Genomic DNA, 22,307 nt, shown 5'->3' on the forward strand with positions numbered 1-22,307 from the left:
GTACTCTTAATCTTTAATAGATGGATCCTCTTTAAGATATTTTTTTATCAAATGATGTCCTAAATAAATCAGAGGAGTTAATACAACGGCAACCGAAAGTTTAAAAATATAACCTGTTAAACCAGAGGAAATAAAGGTTTTAAAATCAATTTTACCCGGTAACCAAAATGCAATTCCCAATACTATAAAAGAATCGAATAATTGTGAAATTACTGTCGATCCGGTTGTTCTGAGCCATATCTTTTTTTCGCCTGTTCTTCTTTTAAAAAACCAGAATATCCAAACATCAATTAATTGAGAAGCCATAAAAGCAATTAAACTACCAACTATTATCCACATACTTTGACCAAAAACAGCTTGAAATTGTTCGTCATTTACGGGGCTGATTCCTTTTGCTGCAGGAATTACAATTGCCATAAATAATAGTAAAAAGGCATACGCAATTAAACATGCAGTGATAAATGATAGTTTTTTTACGCCTTTCTCGCCAAAATATTCATTGATCAAATCTGTGGTTAAAAAAACAATTGGCCAGGGCAAAATACCTATGCTCATTACAAAAGGTCCAATTTGAATTAATTTTCCCCCTATCAGTTCTGCCACTACGGCATTTGTTATAAATATTCCTGCTAATACTACAAAAACAATTTCTTTTCTGGTTTTAAACATGTGATTTGGTAAATGATGTTTCAAATTTAAACTATTTCTTTCTAACTTAAAATGGATATTTTTAATTTAAAGTATGTTTTTACGTATAATCTATAAGTTAAAATTTTCTTTGGATTGCTGATTTTTAGTTACATTTGGAACAGTAACATATTAAATCAAATTAATGATAATGAAAAAAATAATAACAATTTTTCTCATGGGAACAACCTTATTTTCGGCGAGCGCACAAAACAATTCCGATAATCCATTGCTTAAAAAATGGACGGGACCTTACGGAGGAGTTCCTGCGTTTAATGAGTATAAAGTTTCGGATTTTAAACCTGCAATTCAATTTGCGATTCAGGAAAAACTTAGCGAAATAGACGCTATCACTAATAATCCAAAAGCACCAACTTTTGATAATACTATTGCAGCTTTAGAACGCTCAGGCAAAACAATGTCCAGGATTTATACCAGTTACGGTATTTATGGTTCGACTTTAAGTACTCCGGAATTTGATGCGGTTGAAACAGAAATGTCTCCAAAATTATCCGAGTTTAGTGATAAAATAGTTCAAAATAAAAAGCTGTTTGCAAGAATTGAAACTTTATACAATTCTAAAGAAAGCAAAAAACTTACAAGTGAGCAACAACGCTTAATTTGGTTGTATTATACTGATTTTGTTCGTGAAGGAGCAAAACTAAATGAAAAAGACAAAGAAAAAGTAGCGAAGATCAATCAGGAATTAGCGAGTCTTTTTACAAAATTCAGTCAGAATTTATTAGCTGAAGAGCATAATCAATATGTAGCGTTGAAAACTGAAAGTGATTTTGACGGTTTGCCAAATGAGGTAAAAAATGCCGCAATTGCTGAAGCTAAAAGCAGAAAATTAGATGTTTTAGGATGTGTTGCAAATACACGTTCCTCTATTGAACCATTTTTGACTTTTTCAACTCGCAGGGATTTAAGAGAAAAAGCGTTTGATATTTTTGTGAAACGTGGAGACAATGGCAATGCAAACGATAACAATGCAACTCTTGTTTCTATTTTACAATTGCGTACTCAAAAGGCAAAATTATTAGGTTTCCCTACTTTTGCCGATTGGAGTTTGTCCAATAAAATGGCAAAAGATCCTAAGAAAACATTAGATTTAATGTTATCTGTTTGGGAACCGGCTGTTGAAAAAGTACATCAGGATGTTGCTGAAATGCAGAAAATTGTAGATGCAGAAGGTGGTAAATTTAAAATTCAACCTTGGGATTATCGATTCTATGCTGAAAAAGTTAGAAAAGCAAAATACGATCTTGATCAGAATGAAGTTAAGCCATATTTACAATTAGAAAACTTACGTGAAGGTATGTTTTGGGTTGCAGGCGAGTTGTTTAATTTAAGCTTTAAACAAATTACAAATGTTCCAGTATATCACCCGGACGTTCGTGTTTGGGAAGTTAGTAATAAACTAACCAATAAAGTTGTTGGATTATGGTATTTTGATCCTTATGCACGTGCAGGAAAACGTTCTGGTGCCTGGATGAATGCTTACCGTGATCAACAAAAAATGGATGGTGAAGTTCTTACCATTGTATCTAATAATTGTAATTTTATAAAAGGTACAGCTAATGAACCTGTTTTAATTTCATGGGAAGATGCTACAACTTTGTTCCATGAATTTGGTCATGCACTTCACGGTTTATGTTCTAACGTAACGTATCCAAGTTTGGCAGGAACAAGCGTTGCAAGAGATTATGTAGAGTTTCCATCGCAATTGTTAGAGCATTGGTTAGCTACTCCGGAGGTATTGAACAAGTTTGCTTTACATTACAAAACAAATCAGCCATTACCACAGTCTTTAGTAGACAGAATTGAAAAAGCATCTAACTTTGGTGAAGGTTTTTCAACTGTAGAAACTATTTCAAGTTCTTTAATTGACATGAAATTACACTTGGCTACAACAACTATTGATCCTCATAAATTTGAGAAAGAAACTTTAGATGCGCTTCATATGCCATCAGAAATTGTAATGCGTCACAGAATTCCTCAATTCGGGCATATTTTCTCTGGAGATGGATATGCAGCCGGATACTACAGTTACTTATGGGCTGATGTAATTAATGCAGATGCTTATGAGGCTTTCACTGAAGGAAAAGGACCTTATGACAAAGAAGTAGCGAAACGTCTTTATGATGATATTTTTAGTGTTGGAAATACTATCGATCAGGAAAAGGCTTATGAAAACTTTAGAGGAAGAGCCCCTAAATCTGATGCTTTAATGCGTGCAAGAAACTTCCCAATTATAGAGAAGAAAAAATAATAAGAAGAAATTCTAAGTGAAGTCCTCGAATAATGTATAATTATTCGGGGATTTTTTTTATTTAATTTGTAAATTGAATCACCTTAAACTTTGGCTGGAGATCACAGTGCAAAGTGAAAAAGTATGGCTTTAACCGAAATTTTGTAAAGATGTTTAACCTATAGCTTATTAGGCTAATCTAATCATTTTAATCAGCTGTAAGGATCTTAGAATTAGTTTTGGATTAAAGATCTTTCACTAACGCTTTTGTATTTGGTGTAAGCTTTAAATTATAGCCTCTTTATTATTGTAAATAAAGACAGGAAATTTTAAAACAAAAAAGCCCGAATAAATTAATATTCGGGCTTTTTATATTGAAATAATATATTAACCTAAAGTAACTCTTTTGAAACCTGTAATTTCAACGTTGTATCCTTTAACGTAATCACCAACTTTTTTACTATCGTCTTTGATAAAGTTTTGATCTAACAAAGCTTTTTCCTGATCTAAAGTAGTGTTGTCAGAAATGAAACGTTGTACTTTTCCTGGAATAATTTTATCCCAAATCTGTTCTGGTTTACCTTCAGCTTTTAATTCAGCTTTAGCATCTTCTTCAGCTTGTTTTATAACTTCTTCAGTTAATTGAGAGAAAGAAATATATTTAGGAACATTTTTTAAAGTTTTTCCTAAACGTTTTGCTTCTTCATTGTCTTTTTCGATTACAGCAATACGAGCAGCAAGTTCAGATTCAACGAAAGCAGGATCAAAATCTTTGTAAGATAATGTATCAGCTCCCATAGAAGCAACTTGCATAGAAACATCTTTAGTTAAAACGTCAGCATTAGGAATTGCAGCAGAAATTGCAGTTAATGCAGCAATTTTGTTAACGTGAACATAAGATCCAACGAAAGCACCTTCTAAAATTTCAAAACCACCGATTTCGATTTTTTCACCGATAACACCAGTTTGCTCGATTAATTTTTCAGCAACAGTAATTCCATTGAAATCTGAAGCTAAGAATTCTTCTTTGGAAGAGAAATTGATAGCTCTTTCTACTAATTCTTTAGCCAAAGTTACGAAAGCCTCATTTTTACCTACGAAATCAGTTTCGCAGTTTAAAGTGATGATAGCTCCTTTAGTATTGTCAGCATTGATAAAAGAAACAGCAGCTCCTTCAGAAGAGTCACGGTCAGAACGATTAGCAGCAACTTTTTGTCCTTTTTCTCTAAGGACTTGTATAGCTTTATCGAAATCTCCGTCAGCTTCAACTAAAGCTTTTTTACAGTCCATCATTCCGGCACCTGTAGTTTGTCTTAATTTATTTACGTCTGCAGCAGTAATTGTTGCCATAATATTTTGAGTTTTAATGTTAAAAGTAAAAATTCCATCTTCTAAATCCCAAACTCCAATTTTATTAAATTATCAACATAACGTTTTTAATTTTGTATTTGGAATTTGGAATTTAAAATTTGGAATTTAAATTTGATTTATTCTTCAGTTGCAGCAGGAGCATCAGCTTCAACAGCTGGTGCAGCCGGAGCAGCTTCTACAGCAGCAGGAGCAGTAGTTTCTTCTGTTGTAGCTTCAGTTTCTTTGTCAGAACCTCTGTCAGAAAGACCTTCGATTACTGCAGCAGTTACTAAAGATAAAATTTTGTCAATTGATTTAGAAGCATCATCATTTGCAGGAATAACGTAATCAACCTCTCTTGGGTCAGAATTCGTATCAACCATTGCGAAAACTGGAATGTTTAATTTTTGTGCTTCTTTTATTGCGATATGTTCAGCTTTGATATCTACTACGAACAATGCAGCTGGTAGTCTTGACATGTCAGCGATTGAACCTAAGTTTTTCTCTAATTTAGCACGTAGACGATCAACTTGCAAACGCTCTTTTTTAGATAACGTCATGAAAGTACCATCTTTCTTCATTTTATCAATAGAAGACATTTTTTTAACTGCCTTTCTGATAGTTACAAAGTTAGTTAGCATTCCACCAGGCCATCTTTCAGTGATGTACGGCATGTTTGCAGCTTTTGCTTTTTCAGCAACGATGTCTTTTGCTTGTTTTTTTGTAGCTACGAATAAGATTTTTCTACCTGATGCAGCGATTTTTTTCATTGCTTCGCTAGCTTCTTCAATTTTCGCTGCAGTTTTATATAGATTGATAATGTGAATACCATTACGCTCCATATAAATGTAAGGGGCCATATTTGGATCCCATTTTCTAGTCATGTGTCCAAAGTGAACACCTGCTTCTAGTAAGTCTTTTACTTCTATTTTGTTTGCCATTTTTGTACTAGTTTACGTTCTGTTGATTAGCAATGTATAAATGGCGGTTTCCCAGGCTTTATACATTTAGATGCTAAACTATTTCCTACCTCGGTAGGAGAGCAACAACAACTGTGTTTTTTAATTTCAATAAATAATTGATCATGTCTTGTCCTAATTGAACAAGACAGGTAATATTAACGTTTAGAGAATTGGAATCTCTTACGAGCTTTCTTCTGACCGAATTTCTTACGTTCAACCATTCTTGGATCTCTTGTTAATAAACCTTCTGGTTTTAAGATAGCTCTGTTTTCAGCATTTACTTCACACATAACGCGTGCTAATGCCATTCTTACAGCTTCTGCCTGACCAGTTGAACCACCTCCGTAAACGTTTACTTTTACATCAAAGTTATTTACATTTTCTGTCATAGACATTGGTTGTAAAACTTTGTATTGTAAAGTTGCAGTTGGAAAGTAAGTTGCGAATTCTTTTTTGTTTACAGTGATTTTACCTGTTCCTTCAGAAACATATACACGTGCAACAGCGGTTTTTCTTCTACCGATTTTGTGAATAACTCCCATTACTTAAGATCGTTTAGGTTAACAGTTCTAGGTTTTTGAGCTCCTTGTTTGTGCTCAGATCCTACAACAACATTTAGATTTCTAAAAAGTTCAGATCCTAATTTGTTTTTAGGTAACATTCCTTTTACAGCTTTCTCTACTAATAATGCAGGGTTTTTAGATTGCAATACTTTAGCAGTTAAAGTTCTTTGTCCTCCTGGGTAACCTGTATGACGCATGTAAATTTTGTCATCCATTTTTCTACCTGTAAGGTTAATTTTTTCTGAGTTGATAACAATTACGTTATCTCCACAGTCAACGTGCGGTGTGTAACTTGGTTTGTACTTACCTCTTAAGATCATTGCAACCTTTGAAGCAAGACGACCTAAGTTATGACCTTCAGCGTCAACAACGATCCACTCTTTCGTTACAGAGGATTTGTTAGCTGAAATTGTCTTGTAGCTTAATGCGTCCATAATATTATTTTAATTAAACATTCCATCCCCAATAAAGGGGATGCAAAAGTACAATTAATTATTTTAAAACCAAATACCTTAAAAGAATATTTTATCTGCTGAAAATCAGGGCATACAGTTTTATAATTAATTGAATAAAAAAAACCACCTTCACAATAACGCGAAGGTGGTTCAATATTTAGAATTGTTTTGTTAAACAATAAATAAATTTGCAATGTCTACGACTTGTTGTGTCGTAAGTGGCTCATCATAAGCTTCTGAACCTGCAGCAGCTCCAAATGCAGTTGAAGTATTGAATCCTGCCTGACTAGTAACTCCTTCGCCAGCGTAAACGGCTTGGGTGGCAGCTGGCATTCCTGCGCCTCTTTCGTCATTTGAAATCCATCCTTTTAATCCGCGTAATCTTCGCACTTCAGAGGCGTGACGTGCTTCTACAGAGTGAATTTGTAATGCTGCAGTCAATAAATCCGGAGCAGAAATTAAATTTGCAGCCTGACCTTTGTAAGCTCTTACACCTGTATCTTCAAAAGCTTGTGCTAATGCTAAAAAGGTTTGATAGTCGCCAAACGGATTAAATGTTCCGCCTACGGTAAAATCAAAAGTAGGTTTAGCAACAAAGTTCGCACTTGCCGGTCCGCCTAATCCTGCAATTAAAAATTTAACATGGCTTGATTCGTGTGCCGCTATTTGTTGGAAAACTTTTAAATCACGACCGCCGTTTTCTGATGCCGGGATTACGCCTGAATCTAATGCCATGGCATAAAATTCGTTTTCCAGGTATTCTAATGTTAATGCAAATTGCAATGCTCCAATAGGTGTTGCCGGTGTTGCCGTAATATCTTTTGCGAATGCCTTATTTGCCATAGCCGATAATCCGAATGGGATCGATGCGTATGCTAATGTTTTTCCTATGTTTCCAAACTGATTGAAACTATCTCTTCGAGAGCCCGTGCTTCTCATTAAGCTATCATCAGTAAATGTTTCTATAAATTTTAAAATATTCATAATTTCTAAGTTTTAGCTAGTTAAGATTAAGGTAAATATTGAGCAGTAAATTTTGTAGTAATGAAACCTCCTGCAATTGGCAGAATTTTAGAAGGATCTTTAGCCGCATCTAAACCTGTAGTTACATTAACGATATCATCTCCGGCAAAATCCTTAGAATTAGGATTAATCAAACTTCTAATAGCTGAGGCATGTCTTGCTTCTACCGAAACAATTTTTCCGGCTAATAGTAAATAGTCAGGGCTTTTAATTAATTTCCCGGCTCCGTTATAAGCAGCAACTCCAGTATCTTCTAATGCTTTTGCAGTAGCAAGAACGTCAGTGCGGCTATTGAAGTTTAGAGAACCATAATTAAACGCTAAGGATGGAAGTAACTGTGAACTGGGATCAGGAAGCGCTCCGGTCAAAGCTGCTTTAAAAAAATCTCTGTGAATTACTTCATGATGATATAAGTCAGTCAAGACCTGACGTTCAATATCATTAAAAGTGCTGTTAAAACTTGTAGAGTTTACAACTTTAGTATAAAAGTCAGCTTCTAGTTGTTCAAGAGCATAAGCATAAGTTAATACTCCAAAATCGCCGGAGCCTAAGTCAAATACACCATTTCTAATTCCTGGTAACGATGTATCTTCCGGATCATCATTATCGTTATCGCTACATCCAGCCATTACTAAACCGGCGGTTACCAATGTCAAACCGCTAAGCTTTAAGAAGCTCCTTCTGTTATTCAATGAGCGGTCAACCTCATGAATTTTAACTTCATTTTCCATAATTTAATTCTTTAAGTGTTATTAATAGTAATTATAATTATTCCGTAAATAGATATAAACGAGATTTAGATCTATACGGTTTTAAATTTTTGATGTTTTTTAAGATTTTTTTTGGTTTTTATAATAAAGATAGGTAATTACATCATAATATTATTTAATTACGATGTAAAATTCTGTTATTTAGCTTGTTGAGATTGTTTTTTATTAAAAGATATTTTAATAAAAGCCTTTAATTCCTTGGGATTCTGGGAATTTTTTAGATAAAATTTTTATTTCAGGCTAGTTTATTAAAGGTAAGTAATTTCTTTAATATTGATATAATCCTTGTTAATAATTAGTGTATAAACCTAAACATTTAACATTTATATTTTTTTTAAGTAAAAAGTGCTATATTCAGGTAAAAGGCGTGTTATTTTAAAAAGACCTTATGAATTCAAATACTAGTGGGTGTTTTTTGTTTTATTTTAGGTAATTCTACTATATTTGTATTAATTAGATAAAATTATTATTAAATGAAAGCTAAAGCAACTCTAAAACAAATTGCGAAAGAACTAGGTGTTTCTGTGTCAACTGTTTCAAAAGCATTAAACGATAGCCCGGAAATTAGTGAGCAAACGAAGGTGAAGATTAAGGAGTATGCCAAACTCAAAAATTATAAACCCAATGTTATTGGTCTTAATTTAAAAAATCGTAAGACTAAAACAATTGGTGTAATTATACCTAATATATTGAACTCCTTTTTTGCGAAGGTTTTTAGTGGTATCGAAAAAGTAGCTGATAAAAAAGGATACAATGTAATTACTTGTATTTCGAATGAATCACTGGAAAAAGAAATTCATACGCTTGAAATGTTGAGTAACGGAACAATTGACGGTTTTATTTTGTCAGTTTCTGAAGAAGCTCAAAAGCTGCAGGATTACAGTCATTTTTCTGCTATTATAAATGATGGAACTCCTATAGTAATGTTCGACCGAATCGCTGATGAAGTAGAATGTGATAAAGTTGTAGTTGATGATTTTGATTCGGCTTTGAATTCTACACAGCATTTAATTGATTTAGGATGTAAAAACATCGCCTTGATTTCGTCTGTAGATAATTTAAGTGTTGGAAAATTAAGAGCTGACGGATATTTGAAAGCCTTAAAAGACAATAATATTCCGGTAAACGAAAAAATTATTCTTCGTACCGATTCTGAAGATGACATGAAAGCTAAAATTGATGCGATTTTTGACAACAATATCGATGCAATTTTTGCTTTGGATGAAAATGATTCAGTTGCTGCTTTACGTGTAAGTTTGAAAAAAGGATATAAAGTTCCGGAAGATATTTCGATTATAGGTTTTGCCGACGGAATTTTAGCTTCAAGACGTTTATCGCCAAGTTTGACAACGGTAAGTCAACACGGAATTGAAATTGGAGAAGTTGCAGCCAAGCAATTAATCAAACGCTTAGAAGAAAAAGAAGACGAAACTTCGGATTATGAAACAATCGTAATTAAAACTAAGTTGAAAGAACGAGAATCAACCAGAAAAAAATAAGATTAAAATAATACATAAAAAAAACTGCTCAAAAGGGCAGTTTTTTTTATGTATTATTTTATCACTTCGACAGGAGAAATCAAATGAAATGAGTCCGCACATTGCGTCGCTCTCTGGATGTGATTTCTCCTCTGTCGCAATGACAAATTTTGTTTTTTTATTCAGAACACACAATCTACACTCTGAAAATCTAAAATTATTAATGCGCGGCCAGCCAATCTACTCCTAAACCAATTTCTATATCTAAAGGAACACTCATCATAAAGGCATTTTCCATTTCGTGTTTGATCATTGGCTGAATTTTTTCGAGTTCATCATTGTGAACATCGAACACAAGCTCATCATGAACCTGAAGCAGCATTCTTGATTTCCAGTTTTCTTCTTTTAGTTTTTTGTGAATGTTGATCATTGCAATTTTAATAACATCGGCGGCACTTCCCTGAATAGGTGCATTTACGGCATTTCTTTCAGCGGCACTTCTGACAACAGCATTTGCAGAGTTAATATCTTTTAAATAGCGGCGACGGCCTAATATAGTTTGTACATAACCTTTTTCGCGCGCAAATTCTATTTGTTCATTAATATATGATCTTAATCTTGGATACGTTTTGTAATATGCTTCGATCAAAGCGGCACTTTCTCCACGTGATAATGAAGTTTGGTTACTTAATCCGAAAGCAGAAACGCCATATATAATTCCGAAGTTTACTGTTTTGGCGTTGCTTCTTTGTTCGCGTGAAACTTCGTCTAAAGGAACATCAAAAACTTTTGAAGCGGTTGCTTTATGGATATCTTCTCCGTTTTTGAAAGCGGCAATCATATTTTCTTCTCCACTTAAAGCTGCAATAATTCTTAATTCTATTTGCGAGTAATCAGCAGAAATTAAAGTGTGGTTTTCATCGCGTGCAACGAAGGCTTTACGAATCTGGCGACCTCTTTCGGTACGAATCGGAATGTTTTGCAAGTTCGGATTATTAGAACTCAAACGACCTGTTGCAGCAACAGTTTGCATATAATCGGTATGAACGCGTAATGTTTTTTTGTCTACTTGTTCCGGCAAAGCCAAAATGTAAGTACTTTGTAATTTGACCATTTGACGCCAATCTAAAATTTCTTTTACAATTGGATTATCGTTTGCTAAATACGTTAAAACTTCTTCGCCAGTTGCATATTGACCGGTTTTGGTTTTCTTTTGTTTTGCTCCGCCAATTTTCATTTTATCAAATAAAACATCTCCTAATTGTTTTGGAGAAGCTAAATTGAATTTTTCACCGGCTGTTTCGTAAATTTTTTGTTCCAGAGATTTAATTTCAACATCCATTTCTTTAGACATCGCACTTAAAAATTCAACATCTAACCTTATTCCCTCGGTTTCCATGGCAGCTAAAACGCTTACTAACGGAATTTCGATTTCGTCAAATAATTTTTTAGTTTCAGTTTTATCTAATTCTGCAGTAAAAATTTCTTTTAATTGTAATGTAATATCAGCATCTTCTGCGGCATATTCCTTGATTTCTTCAAGTGCAACATCGCGCATTGTAATTTGGTTTTTTCCTTTTTTACCAATTAAAGTTTCAATTGATTTTGGAGAATATTTCAAATACGTTTCAGCCAGAATATCCATATTATGACGCATATCAGGATTAATTAAATAATGCGCGATCATCGTATCAAAAAGTTTACCTTTTACAACAACACCATAATTAGAAAGGATTTTTAAATCATACTTTAAATTCTGACCAATTTTTTCGATGTTTTCATTTTCAAAAAACGGTCTGAACTTTTCAATTAAAACCTGAGCTTCTTCCTGACTTTCCGGAAACGGAACGTAAAATGCTTTTCCTTTTTCGTAAGCAAAAGATATCCCAACCAATTCAGCGTGTAAAGCATCTAAACCGGTAGTTTCAGTATCAAAACAAACAGATGTCTGTTTTTGTAAATTTTGTAAAAGCAATTTAATTCCTAAATCGCCTTCAATGGCCTGATAGGAGTGAGGTGTATTTTCTAAAGTATTATAAAACGAAGTTCTTTCTTCGGCATCTTCACTTGTTGTTGCGCCGCCTCCAAAAAGATCAAATTGATCGTCGTTCTTCGGTTGTGGTTTTTTGTACAATTTAGCATCATCACCTTTATTTGCTAATTCATTTCCGCCGCCCACTTTAAATAAATTGTCAAATTGCTCCGCCATTCTTCTAAATTCCAATTCCTGAAAAATAGCATCGGTTTTTTCAATATCAGGACGTGAAAGTTCATAATCATTTTCATTGAAAACCACATCACAATCACATATAATAGTAGCCAGTTTTTTAGATAAAATTCCTTTTTCTTTATTGGCTTCAATATTCTCTTTCATTTTACCTTTCAGTAAATGCGTGTTTTCAAGAAGTTTTTCCATTGTTCCAAATTCTTTCAGGAACTTTTTGGCAGTAACTTCACCCACACCAGGTAATCCCGGAATATTATCAACAGCATCGCCCATCATTCCCAGAAAGTCAATTACTTGCTCCGGTCTTTCGATTTCAAATTTTGCCAAAACTTCGGGAACTCCCCAAATTTCGATACCATTTCCCATTCGGGCTGGTTTGTACATAAATATATTTTCAGAAACTAATTGAGCAAAATCCTTATCCGGCGTTACCATAAAGACTTTATAGTTTTCTTTTTCGGCTTGTTTAGCAATTGTTCCAATTAAATCATCGGCTTCACAACCTGCCATTTCAATAATAGGAATGTGCATTGCTCTTAATAAATCCTGTATATAAGGTATAGCAATTTTAATTGCTTCGGGCGTTGCATCACGATTGGCTTTATAGTCAGAATACATTTCTGTTCTTACCTGGCTTCCTTCTTTATCAAAAGCTACTGCTAAATGATCTGGTTTTTCACGTTTAATTACATCTAAAAGCGAGTTCATGAATCCCATGATCGCTGATGTATCCATTCCTTTAGAATTAATTCGCGGATTTTTTATAAAGGCATAATAACCACGAAAAATTAATGCATAAGCATCAAGAAGAAAAAGACGTTTTTGAGTTGACATAAAAAAAATATTAGTCTGTAAAAATAAACAATTGAGTTCTCAAAAATTAGAGTAATAAGTTTTTTTTTTCTTTTTCACCATATAAGTGATATAATTTCATTTTAGTAGATGTGCACAGCAGTACGTCTAATATTTTGTATATAAATTAAATGAACTTATCTAATTTATATGGTAGAAATACTCAATCGTTAATGTCAAGTTAAAATAATTATGTTGAGGGTTTTCTTCATTTTGTCTTCATATTACAGAGGTACATTTGATCTGTAAAATAAAAGGTATCAATTTAAAACTTAGAAAACATGAAAAATTTATTGATGTTATTAGTTGCAGTTTTAGGAACAAGTGTAATGGTTACAGCAGCTCCTGCTCCGGTAAAAAAAGCTCCGGCAAAAGAAGTTAAAGCTACTGTTGTAAAAGAAGTTAAAGCTACAAAAGAACCAAAAGCTAAATCTGCTAAAAAAGCAAAGTCACAAAAAAGTGAAGCTTCAAAACCAGAAGCTAAAGTAAAAAAATAATTAAGGGTTATTATAAAATAAATGTTATTAATTTAAAATATTAGAAATCATGAGAAACGTATTAATGTTATTAGTTGCAGTTTTAGGAACAAGTGTTATGGTAAGTGCATTTCCTGCAAAAGAAATTAAAAATGCTCCTGCAAAAGAAGTAAAAGCGACAAAACACCCTAAAAACAAATCTGATAAAAAAGTAAAATCAGAAAAAAGCGAGGTTACAAAAGTACAAGCGGTTAAAGTAAAAAAATAAGAAAAGTTTATTATAAAATAGAAGGTTAATTAATTTAAAATAGTAGAAATCATGAAAAATTTATTTATTGTATTAGCAGCAGTTTTAGGTACAACTGCAATGGTGAGCGCTCAAACAACCCCAACTCAGACAGCTCCGGCTAAAGAAGTGAAGGCTACAAAACATCACAAAAACAAAGCTGACAAAAAAGTGAAATCAGAAAAAAGCGAAGCTCCAAAGGCAGAAGCGACTAAAATGAAATAATAAATTGTTTCTGTTTTGTTTTCAAAGATTGTAAGGGAAGCAAAACAGAAGTAATGATTATGAAGAATGCAGATGGGAAAGCTGGTAAAGAAATTTATCAGCTTTTTTTGATTCGTTAATTTTTTAATAATGCGTGACAGTATTTTTTAGAATTGCTTAAATTTAGTTGCGCTTAAACGCTGTGATATGAATATTTTAATTGTTGAAGATAATAAGGAACTTGCCGTAGAAATTTATGATTTTTTATGCAATGTAGGTTACGTTTGTAAAATTGCGCATAATTGTGCGGATGCTTTAGAAGAGATCAATAGCAATGATTATGATGCAATGCTGCTTGATCTTGGTTTGCCTGACGGAGATGGTTTTGATATTTTGAAAACGGTTAGGAAAACAAAATCAAAAATAGCTGTAATTGTGCTTACGGCACGGGGTGAATTAGACGATAGAATAAATGGTTTACATCTTGGTGCCGACGATTATTTGACAAAACCTTTTGCTTTGACAGAATTAAGTGCGCGATTGTTTGCGGTGATTCGTAGAATTCATGGTTTTACTTTGAACAATTTGAGCATTCATGGTTTTTTATTGCAGCTTCAGGATTATAAAGTCAGTTATGATGAAATTCCAATTAATCTGACCAAAAAAGAATTTGATATTTTTCAGTATTTGGTTCTGAATAAAAATCGGGTAATTACACGATTGCAACTAACAGAACATATTTGGGGAGATATTCTGGAAGTAAATTCCGATTCTAATTTTATCGATGTTCATGTTCGAAATCTTCGCAAAAAATTGGATAAACATACTGCAATAGATTGGTTTGAAACCGTAAGAAATGTTGGTTATCGTATAAATGAATAAAGAAATATTGTGAAAATAAAACATCAGCTGGCTATTTTTAATGCACTAACAAGATTGTTGGTGATTTTAATTTTATGGCTAATGCTGCCTATTTTGGTTGAGAATGTAGTTTACAGGCATATTAATAATAGTCTGCTGGAAAAAAAGCAGAAATTTATTGATCATCTGGACCAAAATGAAATTAATGATTTTATCGAAAACGAAGATGATTCTACAGAAACGTATTCCCAGTTTTCTACATTACATAGTGAATTTTTAGTGCTTTCAAAATCTCCGGCAAAACCACATCAAAAGAAAGTAGTTTTCACAAATGAATACAGAGTTATTGAAGGCGAAGAAAATGAATATAGAATTTTACAATATCATTTTGTTTACGAAAATCAAGCGTATCAGCTGGAAATAGGGAGCAGTCTTGGCGAAGTAAACGACCTTACTTTTATCATTAGGTTTTTTATTATTATTGTATTTGTAGTCATACTATTTATTACTTTTTTGGCAGATACTTTTTATATCGAATATTTACTAAAGCCTTTTTATAAAATTATTGATACAAAAATCAGGCGCGTCAATGAACCTGAAGCTTTTGATCATACGCCAATAAAAGCAAGGTCAAGGGATTTTAGAGAACTTGATTCGGTTTTAAATCAGATGATGGATCGGATTGCGGAACTTTTCAAAAAAGAAAAACAATTTATTTCGAATGTGTCTCATGAACTGCTTACGCCAATTGCCTTGCTTAAAAACAAGTTCGAAAATTTGCTTCAAAATGATTCTTTAGATGATAATGCTTTTGACAAAATTGCGGGTTCGCTTAGAACATTAGATATGCTAAAAAAAATCATCAATAACTTATTGCTAATTTCCCGAATCGAAAATAATCAATATGTGGCAAATGAAGACGTAAATTTTCATGAGATTATAACGAATCTTCAAGAGGATTTACAAGATAGGATTGATAACAGGGAAATTCAGTTTTTAAATCAAATGCAGCATGATTTTAATTTTACGGGGAATAAAACGTTGATTCATATTTTGATTTATAATTTAGTTACCAATGCTATAAAATACAATAGAGCAAACGGAAGTATAATTATAACAGATGGTTTTGTAGAGAATAATTATTTCATTTCTATAAAGGATTCCGGTATTGGAATGAATAATTCTCAAATTGAAAATATATTCAACAGATTTGCCAGAATAAGTTCAGATCAGGACGGGCAGGGATTAGGGCTTGCAATTGCTGATAGTATTGCTTCTTTTCATCATATAGAGATTAAAGTTACATCAATAATAAATGAAGGTACGAGCTTTGAGTTATTGTTTCCTGAAGTTTCAAAAGCACAATAAAAAGTTAATTTTATGAGAGTGATTCAATCTTCATCTAATCTTCATTTAGTGATTCTATCTTTGAGGTATAATAAATGAAGATAATAATAATCATAAACTACAAATCATGAAAAAATTAGTAATGTTAGCAGTAGCTGTTTTAGGAACAACTGCAATGGTAAGCGCTCAAACAACTCCAGCACAAACAACTCCTGCAAAAGAAGCAAAAGCGCCTAAAAAAGACAAAAAAGCAGACAAAAAAGCTAAAAAAGCAGAGGCTAAAGCAGAAGCTGCTAAGCCAGAAGCTAAAAAATAATACGACATGAGTTTACACCTGTAAACTATGTTGTGGATTAAAAGGTTTTAAAAAATTTGGTAGAGAGAAGGCTGGTAGAGAAATCTATCAGCTTTTTGTTATTATTTGAGTTAAATTTTTGATAATAAAAAGCAATAAAAATTTCATTCTTTGTTACTTTGCTTAAAACAATTAATAATGATCTTACGTTTTGTACTTCTGTGTGCTCTTTTTTTATTTATTGAGTTCTATTCCTATCAAGCCTTTCGTACTTTAATTAGATTAAGATGGGTTTTGGTAAGTTATCAGGTTATAAGTTTACTGCTTTTAATTTTTATCATTTACTCTTTTACACAGTTTGATCGTTCTGTTGGACAAACCAAACAAACCATGTTTACAATGGGTTTGTTGTTAATGGTATATGTTCCGAAAATAGTTTTGACACTTGTAATGTTCGGAGAGGATGTTTTTAGAATAGGAGCAAGTATCCTGAATTATTTCATGTACAATACTTCCCGTTCTGAAATGATGCCAAACAGACGTAAATTTATCAGTCAGATCGCTTTGGGTTTAGCAGCTGTGCCTTTTTTATCTTTGATTTACGGAATTTTTGAAGGAAAATATAATTTTAAGGTTTTTAAGCAAACAATTTATTTCCCTGACTTGCCGGATGCTTTTGATGGTTTTAAAATCACTCAGATTTCAGACGTTCACAGCGGAAGTTTTGATAATCCGGATAAAATAAATTACGCGATAGATTTGATTAATCAGCAGGAAGCAGATATGATTTTGTTTACAGGAGACATTGTTAATACTCATGCTAAGGAAATGCATCCGTGGTTAGAAACTTTCAATCGAATCAAACCCTATAAATACGGGAAATTTTCTGTTTTAGGAAATCATGATTATGGCGAATATGTGACATGGCCTTCTGAACAAGAGAAAGATCACAATTTTGAAGAAATTAAAAAATTGTATGGTCAGATAGGTTTTGAACTTTTATTGAATGAACATACTTATATCCAAAAAGGTGCTGATAAAATCGCGTTGATTGGAGTAGAAAATTGGGGTCAGAATTTTAAAAAGGCGGGAGATTTAAATAAAGCTTCTCAAAATGTGCATCAGGACGATTTTAAGGTGCTAATGAGTCACGATCCTAGTCATTGGGAGTATGAGATTAAAAATCATCCTAAAAACTTTCATTTAACATTATCAGGTCATACGCACGGTATGCAATTTGGAATTGAAATTCCCGGATATTTTAAATGGAGCCTGGCCCAATATATTTACCAACAATGGGCAGGCTTATACGAAAATGTAGGACGATACGTTTACGTAAATCGAGGATTTGGTTTTCACGCTTATCCGGGACGAGTAGGTATTATGCCTGAAATAACAGTGATTGAACTAAAAAAAGGGAACAATGTGGCTTAATTCGTTAAAAATGCTACATTTGTATATAATTATCTCTTTTTAACAGATTAAAAAAGAATTAAATTTTTGGTTGTATGTCAAAATTTGGAGAACTTATAAATGCTCAGGTTCCAGTGTTAATAGATTTTTACACAGATTGGAACGAATCATCTGTATCAATGCATCCTGTAATTAAGGATGTTGCGGCTGCGCTAGGCGATAAAGCCAAAGTCATTAAAATTGATGTGGATAAAAATCAGGAGTTAGCAGAAGCACTACGAATCAAAGGGCTTCCTACTTTAATGATTTATAAAGAAGGGCAAATGATCTGGAGACAATCAGGTGAACTTGATGCAAATACAATTATTGGAATTGTCCAGGAACAATTCAGCGTATAAAAAAAAACTTCTTTGCGGATGATGGTATTTAGTGAATAATATCAAATGTATATCCGTTTTCCTTTAAAAAGTGTAAGGTTTTAGGTAACGCAAATTTTAAATTTGGCGAAGCTTTTATACTGTCATGAAATACAATTACACTTCCGGATTTCACATTTTTAGTAACGTTTTCAAGACATTTTTCAGGAGTTATAGTCTGATCAAAATCAGCACTTAAAACATCCCACATAATAATCTTATATCCCAGTTTTCTTAGGATTTTAGATTGAGCCTTTTTTATTTTTCCGTACGGAGGACGAAATATAAGGTTACATGTTTTTTCTTCTTCCAGAACGGCAGCGCATTTTTTAACACTTTCGATATAATCCTCGGTTTGGCTTTTCCAGCCGTTCATATGATTCATCGTGTGATTTCCTATGGAGTGTCCGTCTCTAATTAACTTTTCGAATAAAGATAAATTGGCTTTTATGTTTTTTCCAATGCAGAAGAAAGTTGCTTTTGCATCAAATTTTTTCAATTCAGATAAAACCCAGTCTGTAATCTCCGGAGTTGGTCCATCATCAAAAGTTAGGTATATTTTCTTTTCATTGTTTGGGATATCCCAGCAATATTTAGAAAACACCGTTTTTATAAAAGAATTAGTTTTTACCCAATAAAAGCTCATTTTAAATTAATTTACAGATATGTAAAAATAAAAAATGCAGCGCTATATATCAAGCAGCGCTGCATTTTTTTAATTGCTATGTTTTTCGTATATTATTCTTTTTCTCTTCCAAAACGTTCAAAAACGTTTACATAAGTATTAAAAGTAACTTTTTGTTTTTCGTAAAAGGCAAGATCTTTATGGTCTTTCATAACCTGTAATAAGCTTCTGTAACGCTCAATATCAGTGATAATATCAATTGCTAAATCAGTTTGATCCCCAGGCGTCAGAGTAGCGTAATAGTTAAGTTCTTCTTTGTATTTCTGAACCAGTTTATTAAGCAAATCATGTGCTTTTGCAGTTTCTCCTACTTTATAATATCCTCCGGCAAAAGGTTCAACTAATGAATAATACCCATATTTATCCAAAGGCATTTTTGTTATCGCTAAGTTGATCACATTTTTAGCTTTATCAATTTTACCTTCTACAATAAGCTGATCCATTAAACGGGATAAATTTGTACGGTACGTGATGCTGTTTCTTCTAGTCTCAGGATCATGATAAATATTACCGTTACTATTGCCCCAGTCCCATTTCATTACAATATCATACATTTTATCAGCATCAATTTGTCCCATATCCATAGGTCCGCCATCTTTTGAAGGCGTATTTTTAATAGGAACTAATTTGTATACCATTCCGTCAAGCTGTAAGTAGTCTTTCAGCCATAGATAATCTTCATCGTCAAAAGCACCTCCGCTAAAATAAATTGGTCTTTTCCAATTGTTATTAGCAAGAATATCCAGCATCATTAAACGATTTTTATAAAGTGCACTTCCTTTGATGTCAATATCCATATAAGGAACTATAGAGTCATTGTATTTAGGATTAACCACTTTATTTTTGATAATGGTATTCTTGTCAACAGGAACTCTGATTTTATTTGTTGGATAAAAATGAATGATTTGTCCGTTTTGTAAACCTACAGTCGATTTAGGATTTTTGATAAAATCAATAAAATCCTTAATGTTCCAGCGTGTGTCAATTTTTTGAATGTAAGCGACATAATCCAGTTTATCACCCACATATTCGTCATGTGTAAATGATATTGGTAACGGATCAGATTCATATGCTTTCGCTTTCATTTGATCAATATACCAATCTGTCATAAATAAGCTTGTATTTACAATTTTCACATCGGTTCTAATACCTTCAATTTCCTGTGCATACCATAACGGGAAAGTGTCATTATCTCCAATAGTGAATAAAATACCATCCTTATCACAGGAATTTAAATATGCTTTTGCCATTGCAACCGCGGTATATTTTCCTGATCTGTCGTGATCATCCCAGTTTTGAGAGGCCATTAAAACCGGAGCTGCTAATAAACTTGCGCCAATAATAAGCGGACCGGCAATTTTAGGGGCGATATATTTCTGGATACTTTCGTAAAGCGAATAAACTCCAAAACCTATCCAGATAGCAAATACATAAAATGATCCTACAAGGGCATAATCTCTTTCACGAGGTTCAAACGGACGCTCGTTTAAGTAAATTTTTAATGCGATTCCGGTAAATAAAAACAATGCTAAAAGCACATAAAAACTTTTAAGGTCTTTATTTGCGTGGTACATTAATCCAATAAGCCCTAATATAAATGGTAAAAAGAAATAAACGTTTCTTCCTTTGTTGTTTAAAACATCTGAAGGTAAATTGTCCTGAGATCCCAGGTGTAACGAATCAAGCGCTTTAATACCGCTAATCCAGTTTCCGTCAAGATTGTCATATTTTCCCTGAACATCACTTTGACGTCCAACAAAATTCCACATTAAATATCTCCAGTACATATATCCAAATTGATATTCGAACATGAAACTAAAATTATCTACCGTTGTTGGTTTTTCGATAATTAAATAATCCCCGTAACTTCTTAGGAATTTAACATAACCTTCGTTGTCAATTTGTTTTTGAGAATACGCTTTTCTGAATTCAGAAATTGTTTTTTCAACTTCATTACGCAATTGCGCTGTAGCTTTATTGTATTCTTCTTCACTTAGCTGACTTGCATCAATTCCATATTTTCCTAAATCCTGTTCATAATCATAATTAGGATTTATCTTAAATTTAGGAGGATTTGTAAAGCTGATGTAGTTTTGAACGTGGCCTGTTTCTGTACTCCACATTCTTGGCAGAATCGTTTTTTGATTATCGTCGGTATTTTGACTAGCGTTTTTGAAATTATTGGTAATGATATATTTGCCTGTTTTGTAATCTCTTTCGTAGTTTGGTTTTTTGTCTGAGTAAGGGTTTTTTGCATCAAGTCCCGCAAAAACTTCTGTATATTGAGGTCCGTAAAACAAAGGATTTACTCCATATTGTTCACGATTGTAATAAGCTAAAACTTCGGCAGCATCCGATGGTTTATTTTCGTTAATTACGGTGTTCGCATTTGCACGAACCGGTAACATCATCCAGGTTGAGAACCCGATAAAAATAAATAAGATACAAAGAATTATAGTATTGTAAAAAACATGTCCTTTTTGTCTGGTATATTTTAATCCAAAATAAAAGAAGGCTATTAAAACTAAAACTACAAATAGAGTTCCGGAGTTAAAAGGTAATCCCATGCTGTTTACCATAAAAACTTCGGTATCTGCAAAGGCTTCCATAGTTAATGGTAAAAGCAATTTGAAGATAAATAACAAAACTCCAATTACGACAACATTGGCAATAAGAAAGTTTTTAATGGTAACTTTTTCATAATGTTTAAAGTAGTAAAGAAATCCTATTGAAGGAATGGTCAATAAAGCCATAAAGTGAACTCCAAATGAAAGTCCTACAACAAGCGAAATAAGTAACAACCATTTGTTTCCTTTAGGCTCGTCCATATCTTGTTCCCAACGAAGACCAAGCCAGAAAAGCAATGCAATTAATAAAGAAGCCATTGCATAAACTTCGGCTTCAACTGCATTAAACCAGAAACTGTCTGAGAAAGTATAGGCAAGAGCTCCTACAAAAGAACTTCCTAATATAACAATTGAATTGTTTTGATTGATTTCGCTAAATCGTGCTATGATTTTTTTCAATATCATCGACGAAGACCAAAACAAAAATAGAATAGTAAAGGCACTGGAGAAAACAGACATCATATTCACCATCACCGCTACATGTTGTGCATCTATGGCAAACATGGCAAAAAATGCACCTATCATTTGAAATAATGGGGCTCCGGGCGGGTGACCGACTTCTAATTTGGCTGCTGTGGCAATGTATTCGCCACAATCCCAAAAGCTCATTGTAGGTTCAACAGTTAGTGTATAAGTAATTAAAGCGATTGCAAATGCAAACCAACCAATAATAGTATTCCATTTATTGAAATTGAATTGTGCCATATTTAGGTGTTAAAATTTTGTATGTTTTCTATCCTACAAAGAAAATGTTTTTTTGTTTAAAGAAACGACCATTAACAAAAAATTCTATAAAAGTATTTGGTAAAAGTAACGTATTGTTTGTGAAATACTTGCGTGATTATTATGGATTCTGAAGAAAAAAAAATGAATAAAAATGATTTTTTTTTATCAAAAAGTTTGCGCAAACTAAAAAAAGCTTTAAATTTGCACTCGCTTAACCGCTTTTACTGGTCTATGGTGTAATGGTAACACAACTGTTTTTGGTGCAGTCTTTCAAGGTTCGAGTCCTTGTAGACCAACAAAAAAGCCTCTCAATCGAGAGGCTTTTTTTATAAACTAAAAAGTTGTGTAAACTA

Annotated in this window: 20 protein-coding genes and 1 tRNA gene; 11 read left to right on the plus strand and 10 right to left on the minus strand. The window is 33.0% G+C overall.

Going from position 1 to position 22,307, the window contains the following annotated elements:
- Positions 1-6: 6 nt before the first annotated feature.
- Positions 7-669, minus strand: coding sequence for a queuosine precursor transporter (locus tag ACHRVX_RS10975; RefSeq protein ID WP_395332112.1), 663 nt, complete (start codon positions 667-669; stop codon positions 7-9).
- 169 nt (positions 670-838) lie between these two features.
- On the opposite strand from ACHRVX_RS10975, the gene ACHRVX_RS10980 reads away from it, so the two are divergent.
- On the plus strand, positions 839-2,959 hold the full coding sequence (locus ACHRVX_RS10980) for a M3 family metallopeptidase (RefSeq protein ID WP_395332114.1): 2,121 nt from the start codon (positions 839-841) through the stop codon (positions 2,957-2,959).
- A gap of 366 nt (positions 2,960-3,325) precedes the next feature.
- Here the strand turns inward: ACHRVX_RS10980 and tsf are convergent, their stop codons facing one another.
- From tsf to ACHRVX_RS11010, 6 genes are all read right to left on the minus strand, one after another.
- Entirely contained in the window at positions 3,326-4,288 is a 963-nt protein-coding gene (gene tsf, locus ACHRVX_RS10985; protein WP_395332116.1) for a translation elongation factor Ts, read from the minus strand.
- Positions 4,289-4,425: 137 nt separating this feature from the next.
- Positions 4,426-5,229 carry a 30S ribosomal protein S2 gene (gene rpsB, locus ACHRVX_RS10990; RefSeq protein ID WP_395332118.1) on the minus strand — a complete coding sequence of 268 codons (804 nt, stop codon included), beginning with the start codon at positions 5,227-5,229 and terminating at the stop codon, positions 4,426-4,428.
- Between the two features lie 176 nt (positions 5,230-5,405).
- Positions 5,406-5,792, minus strand: coding sequence for a 30S ribosomal protein S9 (gene rpsI / locus ACHRVX_RS10995; RefSeq protein WP_007808909.1), 387 nt, complete (start codon positions 5,790-5,792; stop codon positions 5,406-5,408).
- Entirely contained in the window at positions 5,792-6,247 is a 456-nt protein-coding gene (gene rplM, locus ACHRVX_RS11000; RefSeq protein WP_395332120.1) for a 50S ribosomal protein L13, read from the minus strand. The genes rpsI and rplM overlap by 1 nt, the downstream gene beginning before the upstream one ends.
- Positions 6,248-6,439: 192 nt before the next feature.
- On the minus strand, positions 6,440-7,252 hold the full coding sequence (locus tag ACHRVX_RS11005; protein ID WP_395332122.1) for a ferritin-like domain-containing protein: 813 nt from the start codon (positions 7,250-7,252) through the stop codon (positions 6,440-6,442).
- 26 nt (positions 7,253-7,278) lie between these two features.
- The gene (locus ACHRVX_RS11010; protein WP_395332124.1) at positions 7,279-8,022 is read right to left on the minus strand and encodes a ferritin-like domain-containing protein; all 744 of its coding nucleotides are present in this window, start codon (positions 8,020-8,022) and stop codon (positions 7,279-7,281) included.
- Between the two features lie 512 nt (positions 8,023-8,534).
- Here ACHRVX_RS11010 and ACHRVX_RS11015 point away from each other — a divergent pair.
- Positions 8,535-9,560: a LacI family DNA-binding transcriptional regulator gene (locus ACHRVX_RS11015; protein WP_395332126.1), complete on the plus strand. Its 1,026-nt coding sequence runs from the start codon at positions 8,535-8,537 to the stop codon at positions 9,558-9,560.
- Between the two features lie 199 nt (positions 9,561-9,759).
- Here the strand turns inward: ACHRVX_RS11015 and polA are convergent, their stop codons facing one another.
- A complete protein-coding gene (gene polA / locus ACHRVX_RS11020) occupies positions 9,760-12,600 on the minus strand; it encodes a DNA polymerase I (protein WP_395332128.1) in 2,841 nt (946 codons plus the stop codon).
- A 299-nt stretch (positions 12,601-12,899) separates the two neighbouring features.
- On the opposite strand from polA, the gene ACHRVX_RS11025 reads away from it, so the two are divergent.
- The 8 genes from ACHRVX_RS11025 to ACHRVX_RS11060 all read left to right on the plus strand — a co-directional run bounded on the left by ACHRVX_RS11025 (position 12,900) and on the right by ACHRVX_RS11060 (position 17,898).
- Entirely contained in the window at positions 12,900-13,115 is a 216-nt protein-coding gene (locus tag ACHRVX_RS11025; protein WP_395332130.1) for a hypothetical protein, read from the plus strand.
- A 49-nt stretch (positions 13,116-13,164) separates the two neighbouring features.
- Positions 13,165-13,362 carry a hypothetical protein gene (locus ACHRVX_RS11030; protein ID WP_395332132.1) on the plus strand — a complete coding sequence of 66 codons (198 nt, stop codon included), beginning with the start codon at positions 13,165-13,167 and terminating at the stop codon, positions 13,360-13,362.
- A 51-nt stretch (positions 13,363-13,413) separates the two neighbouring features.
- Entirely contained in the window at positions 13,414-13,605 is a 192-nt protein-coding gene (locus ACHRVX_RS11035) for a hypothetical protein (protein ID WP_395332134.1), read from the plus strand.
- A gap of 186 nt (positions 13,606-13,791) precedes the next feature.
- Positions 13,792-14,466 carry a response regulator transcription factor gene (locus tag ACHRVX_RS11040; RefSeq protein WP_395332136.1) on the plus strand — a complete coding sequence of 225 codons (675 nt, stop codon included), beginning with the start codon at positions 13,792-13,794 and terminating at the stop codon, positions 14,464-14,466.
- A gap of 9 nt (positions 14,467-14,475) precedes the next feature.
- Positions 14,476-15,813: a sensor histidine kinase gene (locus tag ACHRVX_RS11045; protein WP_395332138.1), complete on the plus strand. Its 1,338-nt coding sequence runs from the start codon at positions 14,476-14,478 to the stop codon at positions 15,811-15,813.
- A 106-nt stretch (positions 15,814-15,919) separates the two neighbouring features.
- Positions 15,920-16,108 (plus strand): hypothetical protein, encoded by a 189-nt coding sequence (locus tag ACHRVX_RS11050; protein WP_394773748.1) that lies wholly within the window; start codon positions 15,920-15,922, stop codon positions 16,106-16,108.
- Positions 16,109-16,285: 177 nt separating this feature from the next.
- Positions 16,286-17,521 (plus strand): metallophosphoesterase, encoded by a 1,236-nt coding sequence (locus ACHRVX_RS11055; protein ID WP_395332140.1) that lies wholly within the window; start codon positions 16,286-16,288, stop codon positions 17,519-17,521.
- Positions 17,522-17,595: 74 nt separating this feature from the next.
- Positions 17,596-17,898 carry a co-chaperone YbbN gene (locus tag ACHRVX_RS11060; RefSeq protein ID WP_059117840.1) on the plus strand — a complete coding sequence of 101 codons (303 nt, stop codon included), beginning with the start codon at positions 17,596-17,598 and terminating at the stop codon, positions 17,896-17,898.
- Positions 17,899-17,926: 28 nt separating this feature from the next.
- On the opposite strand, the gene ACHRVX_RS11065 is transcribed toward ACHRVX_RS11060, so the two are convergent.
- Together ACHRVX_RS11065 and ACHRVX_RS11070 are read right to left on the minus strand one after the other, a co-directional pair.
- Complete coding sequence (locus ACHRVX_RS11065) at positions 17,927-18,562, minus strand: polysaccharide deacetylase family protein (protein ID WP_395332142.1); 636 nt, start codon at positions 18,560-18,562, stop codon at positions 17,927-17,929.
- A gap of 92 nt (positions 18,563-18,654) precedes the next feature.
- Positions 18,655-21,933: a DUF2723 domain-containing protein gene (locus tag ACHRVX_RS11070; RefSeq protein WP_395332144.1), complete on the minus strand. Its 3,279-nt coding sequence runs from the start codon at positions 21,931-21,933 to the stop codon at positions 18,655-18,657.
- 246 nt (positions 21,934-22,179) lie between these two features.
- Between ACHRVX_RS11070 and ACHRVX_RS11075 the strand changes: the two genes are divergently transcribed.
- Positions 22,180-22,250: transfer RNA gene (locus ACHRVX_RS11075), tRNA-Gln, on the plus strand.
- Positions 22,251-22,307: the final 57 nt, after the last annotated feature.

Source organism: Flavobacterium sp. FlaQc-47 (genome assembly GCF_044006475.1).
In the GTDB taxonomy this organism is placed as follows: domain Bacteria; phylum Bacteroidota; class Bacteroidia; order Flavobacteriales; family Flavobacteriaceae; genus Flavobacterium.